The sequence below is a fragment of the Streptomyces melanosporofaciens genome (assembly GCF_900105695.1).
Lineage (GTDB): Bacteria > Actinomycetota > Actinomycetes > Streptomycetales > Streptomycetaceae > Streptomyces > Streptomyces antimycoticus.
Window position 1 is genome coordinate 404,196 of record NZ_FNST01000001.1, and the last position, 15,503, is coordinate 419,698.

The following is a 15,503-nucleotide window of genomic DNA, read 5'->3' on the forward strand; positions in this document are numbered from 1 at the left end:
CGAAAACCAGGCATGGATCTCAATAATCTGATCACCAAGCACCTCACCCGCTACTTCGACCCGAACAAGAAGATCCCCAAGGAGACCTTCCAGCTCCTGCTGCGCTACCTACGCACCTCGCCGACGACGCTCAACATCCAGCCGAACCACTTCCATGTGCTGGAGACGCAGGCCGGCAAGGACAAGCTTGCGAACGCTCTCGTCGGCCGCTTCGCGGACAACGAGGAGAAGGTGCGGAACGCGTCGCACGCGATCGTGTTCACGACCCGCAAGACGATTCCCGACGAGCACTTGCAGGAGATCTTCGCGAAGGAGCGCGCGGACAGTCGCTTCGCGGACCCGGAGATCCAGAAGGGATGGGAGGCTGGAGCGTCCAACTTCGTGGAGATCCAGTCGGAGAACTATGGCGGCGACGTGCTCCACTGGCTAGAGAAGAACACCTACCTCGTGGTCGGCGCGACCATGATGGCCGCCGCTTCCCTCGGAGTCGACGCCACCCCGATGGAAGGGTTCGACCGCGCGGCGATCGACGAAGCGTTCGGCCTCACCGACACCGACTTCACCACGACGCTGCTCATGGTGCTCGGGTACCCGGACGAGACGCGCGTCTCTCGCCAGCCGATCTCGCGCTTCGACGCCGAGAAGATCTTCACCCACATATGACGAATCGAGCGGGTGCGCGATCCGCGCGCCTGCTCGGTTCTGGGGGACTCGACTGTCCGGCGCCTTCGGCGACCGGCATTGCCCGGCAGGCGGGAGTGGACCGAACCTTTCTCTATCGCCACCGCGACCTCCTCGCCCTGGTCCACGCCGCCGAACTGGAACCACGCCGGCACGACTCAGCGAGCCCGTCGCCGGTGAGCATGGCCTCACTCCAGGCCGACCTCGCCAACGCCCAGGCCCGCAACACCCGACTCGCTGCCCGGGTCCAGCAGCTCGAGAAGCGGCTGTCGCAGGCGATGGACGCTCAAGCCTGGCAGGAGTCTGGGCTGGGCGCCCCCGCCGACATCGACGAACTCCAGTGCAGGGTAACCAGGTTGGAGCAGCAGAACGTAGAGCTGACCGCTGCACTGGAAGAGAGTCAGGCAGACCTCGAAGCTGCCCCGGAAGCAACCGCGACCTAACCAGAGCCTTGAATCAAAGATGACATCCGGATTCACAGAACTACTCGTAAATTCCCAAGCGAGCCGCTTCGGCAAACTGCTTCTGAGGGGACGTTCGTGTCATCTATGCGGCGGTTTGCGATAGTTGGCGCTTGCCGGGAATCGGCGCGTGCAGGCAGAACGATCGGTATGTCTCTTCGGTCGAGGCACACCTGGCCTTGCTCTTTACCCTGTTTTCTACCGATAGCTCCTGTCCGGTTCGAATGCGCGCCTGAAGTTAGCTTTTGCCTCGCCTGATCGAGCGATATGCCCGACCAAGAGCCCCGTGCATGAGTATCCCCATGACCCCTTCGCGGCAGCGCCAGCCGTACTCGAGGGACCTGTCCGACGCCCGCTGGGCGCTGATGGAGCCGACCTTGACGGCCTAGCGGACCGAGCGGCAGAAGACCTCGCTCAACCTCGGCGGCAAGGTCACTGACCTGCGCGAAGTGATGGACGCGATCCTCTTCCTCAACCGGACCGGCATCCCCTGGCGCTACCTTCCGCACGACTTCCCGCCACACACCACCGTGTTCAGCTACTTCAGCGACTGGATCGCCGACGGCACCGTCGAGAAACTCGGCGTCCACCTGCACCGGATGGTCCGCGAGCAGGAAGGACGCACCGCCGAGCCCACCGCCTGCGTCATCGACGCCCAAAGCGTCAAGACCGCCCCCAGCGTCCCCACCGACACCCAGGGAACCGATGCCGGCAAGAAGATCGTGGGCCGCAAACGCAGCATCGTCGTCGACACCCTCGGCCTCTTACTCCTGGTCATGGTGGCCGCCGCCAGCATCTCCGACAATGAGGCCGGCAAACAACTCCTCACCCAGATCGCCGCCGACCACCCCACGATCACCAAGGCTTGAGTTGACACCGGCTACAAGGCCCAGGCCATCGAACACGGCGCCACTCTCGGCATCGACGTCGACGTCGTCCCGAGGAACACCCAGGTCAAGGGGTTCTCGGTGGTCCCGAGGCGGTGGGTCGTGGAACGAAGTTTCGGTTGGATCATGATGCACCGCCGACTCGCCCGCGACTACGAGGCCAAACCCGCCCACTCGGAGAGCATGAACCGACTCGCGATGATCTCGAACCTCGCGAAACGAGCAACCGGCGAAACACCCATAACTTGGCATAACCCATGAACTATCCCTCAAATAATCGGGACGTCCTCTGAAAACGCTCAGTCTTCGCCATCGGCCACTGGCTTCTGCCATGGCCGTCGCCCGGTGATCTCGAGCTCGAGAGAAAAGCTGAGGAAGGTGCGGATGCCCACGATCACGGCCAGTACTCCGACGCTCACAAACGTCGTTTTGTGACGGCGACTGTACGGACGATATCGTCGCCCACGGGGGAACTCCAGCTCCGGCAGGATCGACCGCCCGACGCGACGGCGATAGCCGCGATACAGACCCGCCTGTCGGCGAGCGAGCCGGATTACCGCGACAACGGTCGCCAAGAGCGTTCCCACGACTACGATGGCTACGCCGGTGGTGTCAACGGCTTGACCAACCAGGTCCACGGTGTCTTGGGGCTCTACAGCTTCCCCCTCTCACTCCCACCCGAACCTTTGTTCGTGGTATATGTCGGCTGCGTACTCCTCAGTGCATTCGATCGATTACTTCGTCAGTCGACAGCAACGCATTGGCCCAGAAACTGTAGTTGATGATCGCCGCCTGATAGCCGTCGCCCCAGACCGGGTGTCGGGGTCCAGCTGTTGCATCCCTGGCCACGGTGACCTCAAATCCCTCCTCGATGAGGTGACGCATATGGGACTCGACGCACATGTTCGCCAGCATCCCGCCAAGAATTATCCTTCCTATTCCCCGTTTGCGCAGTTGCAGTACCAAGTCGTTGGTTTCCGGTCCGAATACCTTGTGCGGGCTGGCGACCACCGTTTTGCCGTCTTCGATATAGGGCCTGAAGCGGTCCAGCCAGTCTGCACCAGAGTTTCGGAATCCGGTCAGATCGAGCGGTCCCGTCCGTGCGAACGTGCGGGTCTCGAGCTCGTTTGTCTCGAGCGGCCCGTTCATTCGCCATCCATAGTCGACCGGGTAGAAGTAATGGGGCGAAATGAAGACCTCGTATCCGCCCGCCTTCGCTGCCTCGAAGATTCGCTCCATATTCTCGACGGTCCTGTTCTCTGTGACGCTCGCTCCCACCGCGTCCCAGCTCGTTCCGTCCTCGCTCAACACGTCGTTCTGCGGGTCGGTGAACACAACCGCCGTGTCGATCTTCTTGATTTCCATCTGGCGCTCCTTACGCGATAACACACCATTGGTGTGCCGGTACTGATTCGGACTTTGAACGTGTGCAGTCGCGCAAATCCGAGTTCGACGGATTTCTTGCCGGCCGCGAGAATCGGAACGATCTGGTCATCGTCACTGTGCACGATCAGCGTCGGGACGTCGATGCGCCCCAGGTCCTCCGTCAGGTCGGTCTCGGAGAATGCCTTGTCGGGGTCGTAGGCCGCCTTCAGGCCCACCTGCCCACATCCGGAACATGTCCCGGACGCCCTGCGAGACCTACGAGCCTTCCGGTAGGCCCTGTAGAAGCTCGCGCTCAGGTCGTAGAACTGCGAACGGTCGGTGGGGAGCCCGTTGCGGATCTCGTCGAACACCTCGATGGGCGTGCCTTCGGGGTTGTTCGGCGATCTGTATGAGCCGGGGGGATCGCGCTCAGCAGCAGCACCTTGGACACCCTGGACGTACCGTGCCTGCCGATGTAGCGGGTCACCTCGCCGCCGGTGGTGGGGTGGCTCACGAGAATCGCGTCTCGCAGGTTCAGTTTCTCGATCAGCTGCGCGAGGTCGTCGGCGTATGTGTCGAGTTCGTTGCCGTCCCGCGACTGGCCCGATCGCCTGCCACCCCTCCTCGCGCGGTAGCCGTTCCTCGCGAGGAGGTGCAACTGGTCGTCCCACTCGGCAGAGTAAAGCGGCCACCGTTGGCTGAACACGACCGGCCGATCGGTGCCCCAGTCATTGTAAGTAGCTTCGCGTGTTGTCCGTTCCGTGGTACTAAAGGTTTCCCATGAGCGGTTCCGTCCGGGGGCCCGTGCGGCAAGTATTCGGTGCCTCGGATGTCCTTTCTCCGGCCGGTGCGAGGTCTTTTCCGGAGAGGTGCGGATTGTTCCGACACTAAGCGATGCGGCTCGACGGAATACGGACCCTTCAACTCGAGTGCCGTACTCACCCTCGAGGTGTGTGGCCTGAGGACGCGCTGTCCCGGGCCGTTCGGCGCTCCAATTCACGATGCCACGGGACGTTCCGCATCAGTGAATTGCTGCGCCTCGGTCGCCATCCCTGCCATCCCCGAGGTGTGAACGGTATGCGGGGATGATCCTTCCGCCTGCCGGGCTGATTTCGGTCCTCGAAGCGCGGGGGCGCCCTCCTGGGCTAACCTCGATTGTTCATGAGGGGCCGTCGGCTTGCTGATGGGCCCCTTTGCGGTGGGGGTCGGTGGGGATTTCGGGGTCTGGGCAGGTGTGCGCGGCTGTCGCGTCGGGTGTGCGCCGGGTTCCACGGTTCCGGTCGGGGTGGTGCTGCTCGCAGGGATGGGAAGGCGCTGGTCAGCCGGGGTTGGGGAGGGCTTGGAGTCGGTCCAGGGCAGGGTGATCACGTCGGTCCAGGGCCGATGCCGGGCAAGTCGGAGGTAGCGGCGGCTGGCGGTGACGAGCTGGGCGGCGGTGGAGAACAGTCGCAGCCGCAGGCGGCGGGGTTCCCAGAGCCGGGCTTTGCCGGTCGGGGCGAGCTCGGTCAGTTCCCGGCGGGCGGTCGCTGTGCGATCCGGCCTCTGGCGTACCTCGCACACACGGGCCCGGGTGTGAGCTGCCGCTTATACTACGCCGGCTGCATCGCCTGCCCGATGCCCCGGCCCTGGCTTGGTAGTCCACGTGCTCGCGGCCCAGGGCTCGGCCCGGGGCCCTGTCGGCCGTGGCGCGGAGCGGTGTTCGCGTCCATCCCCGTCATTGTCTCTGCTGTGGTGCCGGCAGAGGCCCGCGGTGGGTGGTCAGCTTGACTGTGGGCGTCCGAAGAGCAGGTCGTAGCCCGGCGGGAGTTGGAGCAGGGTACGGTTGATCAGGTCATCACCCGCGACATCGGCCACGACGCTGAGTACCGCGCTGACGTCCCAGGTTGCGGTTTTCTCGGTGGCGCCTTCGATCCAGGCTGCGGTCGCCCGGATGAACCGCTCGGGTGACAGTGGTTCGTGCGCCTGGAGGGGACTGAGGAGGATCAGCGCCAGCGATTCGGGCAGCCGGTCGGCCAATTCGGCGCGTACCTCACCCACCAGATGAGCGCCCAGCAGTGCCAAGACGACGCGGGAGGCTCGCTCTGCCTCCTGCGGTGTGGGATATTCGCCGCGTTCCTGGATCGCGGCGATGAACGCGTCCCAGTGGATGCGCATGACGTCTTCCTTTCCGAATGGGTGGCCGCGCAGAGGCGATGCGGGCGGACGGAAGCCGCCGTGCCCGTCTCCTGCCGCGGTCATCAGCCGCTGATGTACGTGTACGGGGCGCCGCCGCTGGCGGCGATCTTGCGGGGCTTGGCCTGATCGGCGTCCGGGATACACGGCCGCAGCACGCCGTCCCCACGCGACGCGTCGACGCGATCATGGCTTGGCTGCCTCATGCGGTGCCGTGGTGCCTGGCACCTGCTGGTGTGAACCGGTCCAGCCCACGGAAGGGGTCGGTTCGCGCGAGCATCATCGATCTCCTCACTTAGAAGTCATCTCATTTGGTAAGTCTGCGGTAGCAGATGAGGGTGCAGGCGATGCTGGTGAAGGCCAGGAAGTGGACAGCTTTCCGTTCGTAGCGGCGGTGGAGTCGTCGGCATCCGGCGAGCCAGGACATCGTGCGTTCGATGGTCCAGCGGTGCCGTCCCAGCCGCTTGGAGGACTCGATGCGTTTGCGGGCGATGCGGTGTCGGATACCGCGCTGCCGTAGCCATCGGCGCAGGTGGTCGTAGTCGTAACCCTTGTCGCCGTGGAGCTTGGCCGGCCTTCGGCGGCGAGGCCCGCGGCGGGACCGGATGGGCGGGATGCTGCGCACGAGCGGTTCGAGCGCCTGGCTGTCGTGAAGGTTGGCGCCCGAGATCCCGATGGAGATGGGCAATCCGGTCCGCTCGGTGATCAAGTGGATCTTCGAGCCTTTCTTGCCCCGATCCACGGGATTCGGACCCGTCAGGTCCCCCCTTTGAGGGCCCTCATGTTCACCGAGTCGATCGCGCACCGCGACCAGTCCAGCTCACCGCGCGACCCGAGCTCATCCAGGACCAGGCGGTGCAGCTTCGCCCACACCCGCGCCTGGGACCATTCCATGAAACGGCGGTGAGCGGTGGCACCGGACGGGCCGAACACGGGCGGGACCTGCGCCCACGTGCAGCCAGTGGTCGCCACGAAGATGATCGCGGCCAGCACCTCACGATCTCCGTACCGGCGTCGGCCACCGCCCTGCGGACGGGGCGGCACCTCCGGAACCACCCGCTGAAACAACTCCCACAACCCGTCCGGCACCAGACGTTCAACCATCAACACACAACCAGGCTACCGGCGAGCCCAAATGAGATGACGTCTAAGAATCTGCCAAAGTTCGCCTGGACCAGAATTGTCCGGCACGTCATCGTCAAGGGAGGCGCTTCCCGAGATGATCCGTAGCTGGAAAGCTACTGGAGAAGTCGATCCCGGAAGCGGTTCCCTGAGATCGAATCCAAACGGATTCTCTCTTTGGCGGCCCGCCAGAAGGGACTGTGTGCCAGATGTGGACAGGACCTGATCGAAGGCGCGGGGTACGACCCCGATGACGTCAACGATTGGGCGAGGTGGTTCACGGCTCGATACCGAGGAATCCACGTGCATCACCTCACTTACCGCAGTCTGGGCGGCTCACACCGCCTCAGCAACCTGGAGGTGGTACACACGCTATGTCATCAACAACTCCACGCAGGGGACCGGAAGAAGAACACCAAGTCCGAGCGGCCAGAGGCCCGCTTGAGCCGTGTGCGGTGACGAGTCGCACGCACGGTTCTGAGGAGGCCGGGGCGCAGCAATGCGCCCCGGCTACCCGACTGTCATACCCGCAACTGCTCACCCCCGAGGAGAAGCTCGCCGACGCGAAGAAGCTGTTGAGCCTCCCGCGCATCGTCGTGATCTGCGGCTCCACCCGCTTCATGACCGAGATGAACGACGCCGATCTACGGGAGACCAAAGCCGGAAGGATTGTCGTCAAGCCGGGCTTTGACATGAAGTCGCCGAACGAACTGTGGTCTGATCCTGTCGAGGCCGAGGCGCTGAAGGTTCGACTCGGTGATCTGCACCGGGCGAAGATCCGGCTCGTTGATGAGGTGCTCGTAGTCGGCGACTACATCGGAGACAGCACCCGAGCCGAAATCGCCTACGCCCGGTCGCTGGGCAAGCCCGTGCGGTTCACGCACCCCGAAGTCGACCGTGGCGCCTGACCGCCCGCTGCCACCTCGACGACCAGGGCCGGCAGCCCGCCGCCTGACCGTCTCGCGGTGGCTTCGGCCGCCGCCCACCCCACACCCTCCGCAGGCATCCCTTGGAATTGATCATCTAGGCAGTGCGCTGGGCATGGAGACGGTCCAGCAGTTCCGCGGCGTTGGTCATGTGGTCGCCCACGGCCTTGATCACCGCCGTGACGTCGGCCGACTGGATCGCGCCGACGATGTCGGCGTGCTCGTCGACGGCCTCCTGCGGCATCGAGTAGTGCCCCTCAAGCCGGGTCAGACACATCCGCGTCTCGACCAATAGTGTCCTGCTGGTGCGCTCGAGGCGCTGATTGCGCAGGCAGGCCACCAGCGTCTCGTGGAACCGCATGTCCGCCGCTGTCAGTTCAGCCGGGTCGTCCGCCGTGACCGCGGTAGTCATGGCGCGGTGGTGCTCGCGAAGGCTTGCCAGCACCGCCGGATCCTGGGTCTCGGCCAGCCGCAACGCGGCCGAGGTCTCGATCGCGCGTCGCGCGTCGTAGATGTCGGCGAGATCCTCCGGCGAGAACGTCGTGACGAAGACACCGCGGTGCGGGATGGCCGTGACCAGTCCCTCCTGCACCAGCCGCTGCAGCGCCTCGCGCACCGTGGGCCGTGAGGCGCCGAACGAGGCGACAAGATCCGGCTCGACGAGTTGCTCCCCTTCGGTGATCTCGCCATCGGCCAGTGCCTGCCGCAGGCGTGCGGCGATCATGTCCGGCCGCGACGGCACCGCCACGGGGTGCGTCGCAAGCGTCGCACGGCCCCTCTTCGCACCAGCCATCCTGCACGGACCTCCTCGTCCTCCATCGACATGCCACCGCTTGCCGCGCCTGAGGGCGGCTGAAGCGGCTCATCCCCCGGCGGCGCGTGCGGGGCTGTCTCCCGAGAATACAAGCAGTCAGATCGTTTGACGATCTGACGTTCTGTGGGTAGCTTTCGCAGCGGTGGATGGAGGCATGGCTCAAAAGGTCCCTTCGTCCAGTGTGGGAATGGCGTCTTCCGCTCATCCCGACGTCCAGGACGAACAACGGCCGTGCGGGGGCCCGGGCGCCGCACGGATTTCTCTTGCGTCGATACGCGACTGTTCCCCGCACTCCGCCACGCCACCGTGTGTGCGTGCGTGACGGAAGGGGGCCGATTCAGACGTCCGCAATGAGGCGGGCCATGAAGGAGTTGACGTCTATGAATCCAGCACCACCAGGCGCGGCGGGGGAACGTGTCGGGCGCGCCGCGATGCGCAAGACGATGTGGCGGATCCTGCCGTTCCTGCTCTTTGCCTACCTCGTCTGCTACCTCGACCGCGTCAACATCAGCTTCGCCTCGCTGGAGATGAACACCGACGTCGGCATTTCCGACAGCGCCTACGGGATCGGGGCAGGGGTCTTCTTCGTCGCCTACTTCATCTTCGAGGTGCCCAGCAATATAGCTCTGACCACGTTCGGGCCCCGGCTGTGGATCGCGCGGATCATGATCACTTGGGGGATCATCGCTGGCTGCATGTCATTGGTGCGGGGGCCCCTCAGCTTCTACGTTCTGCGCTTCCTCATGGGGGTCGCCGAGGCGGGCTTCTTCCCGGCGATGATTTTGTATCTGACCCAGTGGTTCCCCCGGGAGAAGCGGGCCCAGGCGACCGCGACCTTCTTCATGGCGGTGCCGCTCGCCGGTCTCATCGGCTCGCCGCTGTCGACCTGGCTGATGACCGTGTTGCACGGGGTGGCGGGCCTGCGTGGTTGGCAGGCGATGTTCGTCATCGAGGCCGTTCCTTCCGTGCTCGGCGGGATCGCGTGCCTGTTCTGGCTGGTCGACAAGCCCGCTCAGGCCACGTTCCTCACCGAGCCCGAGCGGGCCTGGCTGGTGGCCGAGCTCGAATCCGAGACCGGCGAAGTCTCCGCCACCTACCGTCATCAGCATTCGATCCTGCGGACGCTCCTGCGGCCGGCGGTCCTCTACATGGCCCTGATCTACCTCGGCCTGGAGTTCGGTGAGTACGCGCTCGGGTTCTTTTTGCCGCAGATGGTGCAGTCCTTCAGCGATCAGTTCGGTACCCATCTGTCGCTGATGCAGATCGGTTTGATCAGCGCCATTCCCAGCGCGGTGGGTGTCTGCTGCATGATCTTCTGGGGCCGCCGCTCTGATCGCGCGCAGGAACGCACGTGGCACATCGTGATTCCCACCCTCATCGGCGCGGCAGCCATCGCGGCGTCCCCGTTCTTCTCGATCTTCTTCATCGGCATGGTGCTGGTATCGGTCACCGCCGCCGCCATCTACTCCAGCATCCCGGTGTTCTGGCAGCTCCCGTCCCGCTATCTCGTTGGCACCGCGGCCGCGGTCGGCGTTGCCGTCATCAACTCCGTCGGCAACCTGTCCGGGATCATCGCACCCTCCCTGACCGGCGTCCTCAAGGACGCCACCGGCACCTATTCGGCCGGCTACATCCTCATCGGCGTGTTCTTGCTCTTCGCCGCCGGCGGAACACTCGCGTTGCACCGCGAGACACACAGGGCCCCGTCCGGCGAACCCGCCACGTCGGTGTCGCGGGCCTCGCGGAGCGAGGTCTGAACCACCTGGTGTCCACCACTGTTCACCGTCCCCCATCACCGAAAGGACAGATATGCGCAGCAAGGACCAGTTCCAGGGCATCCAGCGCTCGCTCCAGCGTGCCTGGATCAAGGGAGCCGGCTTCACCGATGAGGAGCTGGACCGCCCGCTCATCATGATCGCTAACACCTACCAGGACTTCTCACCCGAGAACGCGCACCTGCGTACTCTGGCCGACGCGGTCAAGGCGGGTGTGCGGATGAACGGCGGCACGCCGATCGAGTTCAACACCTTCCACGTCACCGACAGTGAAGCGTTCGCCGCGCGCAGCATGCGCTACGTGCTGCCCAGCCGGGACATCGTCGCCGACTCCGTCGAGCTGATGGCCGAAGGCCACGGCGTCGACGCCCTTGTCCTGCTCACCGGTGGCGACAAGCCCACTCCGGGCATGGTCATGGCGGCGGCCCGGCTCAATCTGCCGACCATCCTGCTCTACTGCGGCCCCACCAAGTATGGCGAGTACCGCGGCAAGCACCTGTTCCTCGAGACCGTCTACGACGGTGTCGGCGAGGCGGTCCGCGGCGCCATCGACGAGGAGACGCTCAAGAACTGGGAGGACGAGCTGTTCCCTGGCCCCGGCGCCGGCGACACCCTCACCAGCGGCAACACGGCGGGCATCTACACCGAGGCGCTCGGGCTGTCGCTACCGGGTACCGGCACGCTCACCGGCGGGACCAACAAGCAGATCCGCGCGGCCAAGTACACCGGTATGCGCATCGTGGACCTGTTCCGGGAGAACGTCCGGCCCAGCGACATCCTCACCCCGGCCGCGTTCGAGAACGCGCTGCGCGTCGCGCTGTCGGTCTCCGGCTCGACCAACCTCGTTCTGCACTTCATCGCGATGGCCAAGGAAGCCGGTGTCGAACTCGACTTCAGCTTCATCGACAAGATCGGCCGGGAAACCCCCACCCTGGCCAAGCTCGCACCCTCTGGTCCCTGGGGCGTGACCGAGCTGGGCGAGGCCGGCGGTGTGCCGGCCGTCCTCAAGGAACTCGGCGACCTCATCCACGGCGACACCATCACTGTCTCGGGCAAGACCACCGGCGAGATCGCCGCCGCGGCCGAGAACACCAACCCCGAGCTGCTCGCCACCCGTGCCGAGCCGAAGGCTCCCGAAGGCGCGATCTACATCCTCAGCGGCAGCCTCGCCCCCGAGGGCGCGGTCGTGAAGGCATCCGGCGTCACACCGGCGATGTGGGAATTCGAGGGCATCGCCCGCGTCTTCGAGAACGAGGAAGACGCGATCACCGCCACCTTGGCCAGCGAGATCGAACCCGGCACGGCGATCATCATCCGCAACGAAGGGCCTAAGGGCGGCCCCGGCATGCGCGAGATGCTCGGCGCCACCTCCGCCGTCGTCGGCATGGGCCTGTCGGAGACCGTCGCCCTGATCACCGACGGCCGCTTCTCCGGCGCCTCCCACGGCCCCGCCATCGGCTACGTCGGCCCCGAAGCCGCCAGCGGCGGTCCCATCGGCCTGGTACAGGACGGCGACACCATCTCCATCAACCTCGACGCCCGCCGACTCGACCTCGCCGTCGACGAGGCCGAACTCGCCCGCCGTCGCACCAGCCGTATCGCCCCCGCCCCGAACGTCACCCGCGGCTACCTCGCCTTCTACGCCCAGCACGTCGCCCCCGCCAACCAGGGAGCGGTGATGCCTCGCTGACCCCAACCCCCGACCGGCCAACCGCCCGGTGGGCCTGCGCCAACATCCCGGCGCAGGCCCGCCAACGTTTCGCCACGGCGCTGAACCCCCGTCGAACTCACCGTTCATCCCATGGACGGGGACCCGCCAGGTCTCCGCGGCGTGGGACGTCACCCGGTGGCGAGCAACCGTGCCAGGTACGCCACAGTGAGGCGTACCCACCGTTGCGGGCCAGGAGCTCACCATGAGTGCCCAGTTCGCTGATGCGCCCCTTCTCCAGGACCACGATCCGGTCAGCGGTGTGAGCGGTCTGCAATCGGTGAGCGATCGCGATCACGGTCCGCCCGCGCAGGGCGGCGGCCAGTACCCCCTCCACCTCCTGCTGCGCAGTCGCGTCCAGGAGCGACGTGGCCTCATCCAGGATGACGATGCGCGGATCGGCCAGCAGCATCCTCGCGATCGCGAGCTGCTGAGCTCTGCTGGCGGAGACGGAACTGGCGTCGGTCAGGGGGGTGTCGATGCCGAGATCCGCGACCCACTCCGAGGCTCCGGCGCTCTTCAATGCGCCCCACAGGTCGACGTCGTCGGCCTCGGGCTTGGCCAGGGTGAGGTTGTCCCGGACCGTACGGTGGAAGACGTGGTGTTCCTGGGTGACCAGGACGACCTGTCTCCGCAGCTCGCGGGGTGAGAGGGAGGGCAGGGGCACCCCGCCGACGGTCACCGAGCCGAGGTTTGGATCGGCGACGCCGGCAAGCAGTCGACCCAGTGTTGACTTTCCGGCACCGGAAGGACCGACGATGACCAGCCGCTCCTTCTCCCTGATGTCCAGGTCGACATCGTGCAGCACAGCATGCCCGGGACGATAGGAGAACGACACGCCACGGACGCACATGTCACCGCTCTTCGGCCGATCGCGATCCGGCACGGTGGCGGTGGGACGTCGCCGTCCACCGGCTTGGATGACGCCTGCCAGGCGGGCCAGTGACGCGCCGCCCACCTGCAGTTCGTCGAGCCAGTACAGCAGGCGGCTCACCGGGGTCTGGAGTTGCGCGGCGTACAGCGTCGCGGCGGTGACGGTCGACAGCGACATCAGCCCGTGCACGTAACTCAAGCCACCGATGGTGATCGTCAGGACGAGAGGGAGAAGATACCCGGAGTCGGAAACCGGAAAGAACAGGTTGCGTAGCCGTAGCGTGTCGTGCTCGGCCCGGAAGGACACCTTCGTGCTGTCCTCGAGGATCGCCGTTCGGCGGTCGTCGATCCGGAGGGCCTCGACCGTGGCCGCGCCCTCCGCGGTGGCGCTGACGCAAGAGGTGAGGCGCGCATACGCCGCGTTGGCATGCAGGTACGCTCCCCGTGCCCGCCTGAGGTACCGCCGCGTCATCACCGCGAGGACGGGGAGCAGGATCAGGTAGGGAAAAATCAGGAGGGGCTCCAGGAGGAGCACCGCGCACAGCGTGATCAAAAGCGTGGTTCCGGCGCTGAGCACATCGGGGCCGGCTTGCCGCACGGCCTGCGTCAGCGTGTCGACATCCCGGGTGCTCCGGGTGATCAGGTCGCCGCGATCGGCCTGTTCGACGGTGGTCAGGGGCAGCCTGAGAGCCGCGACGAGGAAGTCCTCTCGTAGCTCGGCGAGCACGCGCTCACCCAGTCGTGCCGACACGGCCATCGCCAGGCCGGTCAACAGGGCCTGCACAACGATGAAGACCGGGATCAGCAGCAGCACGTTCGGCTGCCGACCGTTCCCCTGTTCAAGCCCTGCGACCAGGCGGCCCAGCAGACGGGGGACGACGAGGCCGGACGCGATCGCCGCGGTGTGCAGAGTGAGCGCGACGGTCAGCATCCGTGCGTGCTTCCGTGCCATGTCCCGGACACGCTTCCGCACGTCCGAGGTGGAGGCGACGGGCAAGAGATTCACGGACTGCCCCCACCCCGCGCCACGAGGTTCCGGTAACGCCGGTCAGCCAGCAGTTGATCGTGGGTTCCCTCGGCCACGACGTGTCCGTCGACCACGAAGGCGACGTGATCGGCTCGGTCCAGCATCAGCGGACTCGTGCAGAACACCACGGTCGACCGCTGGGGACGGGAGGTCCTGAGCCGATCGGCGATCCGGGCCTCGGTGTGGGCGTCGACCGCGCTGGTCGGCTCCCTCAGAACCAGTACGGCCGGATCGGCCATCAGCGCCCGAGCCAGCCTCAGGCGCTGCAGTTGCCCGCCGGAGAACTCGTAGGCGGGGGTGACGATCTCGGTGTCCAGCCCCTGCGGGAGCCCGTCGACGATGCCACGTGCGTCGGCTGTCGCGATGGCGCCGAGCAGAAGCCGCTCATCGTGCTCGGCACGGTCCGCCGGATCGAGTTCCCTCCGGAGCGGCCCCGCGAACAAGTACGAGTCGTCGTCAACGACCAGGATCAGGCGGCGTATCTCTCGTGGCCGCGACTCCCGAAGGGGCACACCGCCGTAGCACACTTCGGAGGGGACGAAGCCGCCCAGCCGTTCGGCGAGGGTGATGGCGTCCCCGGCATCGGCACACACCACCGCGGTCCACCGCCCCGGCCTGATGCACAGCCCGCTGGCCGGTTCCTCCAGGACTTCGCCGCGCCCTGAAGCTCCGGGCAACGGCAGCCCTGGCCGGGTGGACGTGTTCAGCGACAGGAACGCGCCCAGGCGGCGGGCCGCCACATGCCCCTTGGTCACCTTGTCCGCGGCATCGACCACAGCACGCAGCGGGATGGCCAGGAACGCTATGTAGCCGAAGGCGGCGACGAGTTCACCGACGCTCATCCGCCCGGTGGCGACCTGGTGGGCTCCCAGCCATCCTGCTCCCACCAGCAGCAGGCCGGGCAGCAGCACCTCGAAGGCCGCGAACCACGCCTCCACACGGCTGACGTGGACGCCGGCACGCCGTACGCGCTGGGAGGAGGCGCGGTATCGCCGGGCGAAGCCCTCCTCACCCCCGATGCCTCGCAGAATACGCAGACCCGCCAGAGTGTCGACGGCATGTGCGGTGAGTTCGCCCTGGTACGCGCGGAGGCTTTGCTGCCTGCGGTGCAGGGGGCGGATCAGGGCGACGAGGAGGGAGGCGGCCGTGGCGGTCCCGATCAGGACCACGAACCCGATGTACCAGGAGAGGGACCACAGGACCGCCGCGGCTGTCGCGGAGGCCACGACACCTGCCGTACCGCGGCCGATGACCGACATGGCTGCCCCGAGATGGGGAACATCGCCCACCGCCAGGCTGACCACCCCACTGATGGAGGTCCGATGGACCAACTGGCGACCGAGTCGGCACGTCTGGCGGTTCAGGAGACCGATGGTCCCGTACACCGCCGCGAGCGAGGCGGCGACCGCCCAGCGATCGCTCAGCACGTTTGCGACCGCTTGTACGAGACCGCAGCCGAGAACCATGCTGACATGCAGGTGGAGGGCGACCGTGTCCCTGGCCAGGACGCTGTCCACGGTCAATCCGATGGTCAAGGGCAGAAGGGCTTGCGCGGACAGGGCCAGGACGGCGGTCAGCGTGCCCAGCAGGACCGCGCGACCGTCGAGGCGTGCGAGTGCGAGCAGCAGGCGTGTCGGCGTCGGACGGTCCGGAAGGCCGATCGGCCCTCGAGCCGGTCTCATGACGTCATCA

14 protein-coding genes and 3 pseudogenes are annotated in these 15,503 nt (G+C 66.2%); 7 read left to right on the top strand and 10 right to left on the bottom strand.

Features of this window, described 5'->3' with window-relative positions; genetic code table 11:
• Positions 1–12 precede the first annotated feature (12 nt).
• The 3 genes and pseudogenes from BLV72_RS02075 (at position 13) to BLV72_RS02085 (ending at position 2,290) form a co-directional block, all read left to right on the top strand.
• On the top strand, positions 13–663 hold the full coding sequence (locus BLV72_RS02075) for a nitroreductase family protein (RefSeq protein ID WP_093459847.1): 651 nt from the start codon (positions 13–15) through the stop codon (positions 661–663).
• A 95-nt stretch (positions 664–758) separates the two neighbouring features.
• Positions 759–1,124 (top strand): hypothetical protein, encoded by a 366-nt coding sequence (locus tag BLV72_RS49385; RefSeq protein ID WP_244320566.1) that lies wholly within the window; start codon positions 759–761, stop codon positions 1,122–1,124.
• A 320-nt stretch (positions 1,125–1,444) separates the two neighbouring features.
• Positions 1,445–2,290: pseudogene (locus tag BLV72_RS02085) on the top strand (IS5 family transposase).
• A gap of 38 nt (positions 2,291–2,328) precedes the next feature.
• On the opposite strand, the gene BLV72_RS02090 reads toward BLV72_RS02085, so the two are convergent.
• The 7 genes and pseudogenes from BLV72_RS02090 to BLV72_RS02110 all read right to left on the bottom strand — a co-directional run bounded on the left by BLV72_RS02090 (position 2,329) and on the right by BLV72_RS02110 (position 6,670).
• Positions 2,329–2,604, bottom strand: coding sequence for a DUF1622 domain-containing protein (locus tag BLV72_RS02090; RefSeq protein ID WP_208905468.1), 276 nt, complete (start codon positions 2,602–2,604; stop codon positions 2,329–2,331).
• A 142-nt stretch (positions 2,605–2,746) separates the two neighbouring features.
• Positions 2,747–3,394, bottom strand: coding sequence for a cysteine hydrolase family protein (locus tag BLV72_RS02095; RefSeq protein WP_093459849.1), 648 nt, complete (start codon positions 3,392–3,394; stop codon positions 2,747–2,749).
• Between the two features lie 80 nt (positions 3,395–3,474).
• Positions 3,475–4,211, bottom strand: a pseudogene (locus BLV72_RS52460) (alpha/beta fold hydrolase); the annotation flags it as partial.
• A gap of 501 nt (positions 4,212–4,712) precedes the next feature.
• Positions 4,713–4,894 (bottom strand): annotated as a pseudogene (locus BLV72_RS02100) (IS1380 family transposase); the annotation flags it as partial.
• Between the two features lie 258 nt (positions 4,895–5,152).
• Positions 5,153–5,548 (bottom strand): DUF2267 domain-containing protein, encoded by a 396-nt coding sequence (locus BLV72_RS02105; RefSeq protein WP_093459850.1) that lies wholly within the window; start codon positions 5,546–5,548, stop codon positions 5,153–5,155.
• Positions 5,549–5,631: 83 nt separating this feature from the next.
• The gene (locus BLV72_RS47710) at positions 5,632–5,772 is read right to left on the bottom strand and encodes a hypothetical protein (protein WP_167746249.1); all 141 of its coding nucleotides are present in this window, start codon (positions 5,770–5,772) and stop codon (positions 5,632–5,634) included.
• Positions 5,773–5,873: 101 nt separating this feature from the next.
• Positions 5,874–6,670, bottom strand: a protein-coding gene (locus BLV72_RS02110; protein WP_244320595.1) for an IS5 family transposase whose coding sequence is annotated in 2 segments (ribosomal slippage) — positions 5,874–6,332 and positions 6,335–6,670 — 795 coding nt in all. Because the reading frame shifts where the segments join, the coding sequence is not laid out codon by codon here.
• Positions 6,671–6,991: 321 nt separating this feature from the next.
• On the opposite strand from BLV72_RS02110, the gene BLV72_RS49395 reads away from it, so the two are divergent.
• Complete coding sequence (locus BLV72_RS49395) at positions 6,992–7,147, top strand: HNH endonuclease (RefSeq protein WP_244320567.1); 156 nt, start codon at positions 6,992–6,994, stop codon at positions 7,145–7,147.
• 59 nt (positions 7,148–7,206) lie between these two features.
• Entirely contained in the window at positions 7,207–7,596 is a 390-nt protein-coding gene (locus tag BLV72_RS02120) for a hypothetical protein (RefSeq protein WP_093460039.1), read from the top strand.
• Between the two features lie 115 nt (positions 7,597–7,711).
• On the opposite strand, the gene BLV72_RS02125 is transcribed toward BLV72_RS02120, so the two are convergent.
• Positions 7,712–8,407 (bottom strand): GntR family transcriptional regulator, encoded by a 696-nt coding sequence (locus BLV72_RS02125; protein ID WP_093459853.1) that lies wholly within the window; start codon positions 8,405–8,407, stop codon positions 7,712–7,714.
• Positions 8,408–8,790: 383 nt separating this feature from the next.
• Here BLV72_RS02125 and BLV72_RS02130 point away from each other — a divergent pair, with 383 nt between their 5' ends.
• Together BLV72_RS02130 and ilvD are read left to right on the top strand one after the other, a co-directional pair.
• Positions 8,791–10,185: an MFS transporter gene (locus BLV72_RS02130; protein WP_167746250.1), complete on the top strand. Its 1,395-nt coding sequence runs from the start codon at positions 8,791–8,793 to the stop codon at positions 10,183–10,185.
• Positions 10,186–10,237: 52 nt separating this feature from the next.
• Positions 10,238–11,893: a dihydroxy-acid dehydratase gene (gene ilvD, locus BLV72_RS02135; RefSeq protein ID WP_093459857.1), complete on the top strand. Its 1,656-nt coding sequence runs from the start codon at positions 10,238–10,240 to the stop codon at positions 11,891–11,893.
• Between the two features lie 97 nt (positions 11,894–11,990).
• Here the strand turns inward: ilvD and BLV72_RS02140 are convergent, their stop codons facing one another.
• Positions 11,991–13,715, bottom strand: a complete 1,725-nt coding sequence (locus BLV72_RS02140; protein WP_244320568.1) for an ABC transporter ATP-binding protein — start codon at positions 13,713–13,715, stop codon at positions 11,991–11,993.
• Positions 13,716–13,786: 71 nt separating this feature from the next.
• A complete protein-coding gene (locus tag BLV72_RS02145; RefSeq protein WP_093459859.1) occupies positions 13,787–15,493 on the bottom strand; it encodes an ABC transporter transmembrane domain-containing protein in 1,707 nt (568 codons plus the stop codon).
• Positions 15,494–15,503: the final 10 nt, after the last annotated feature.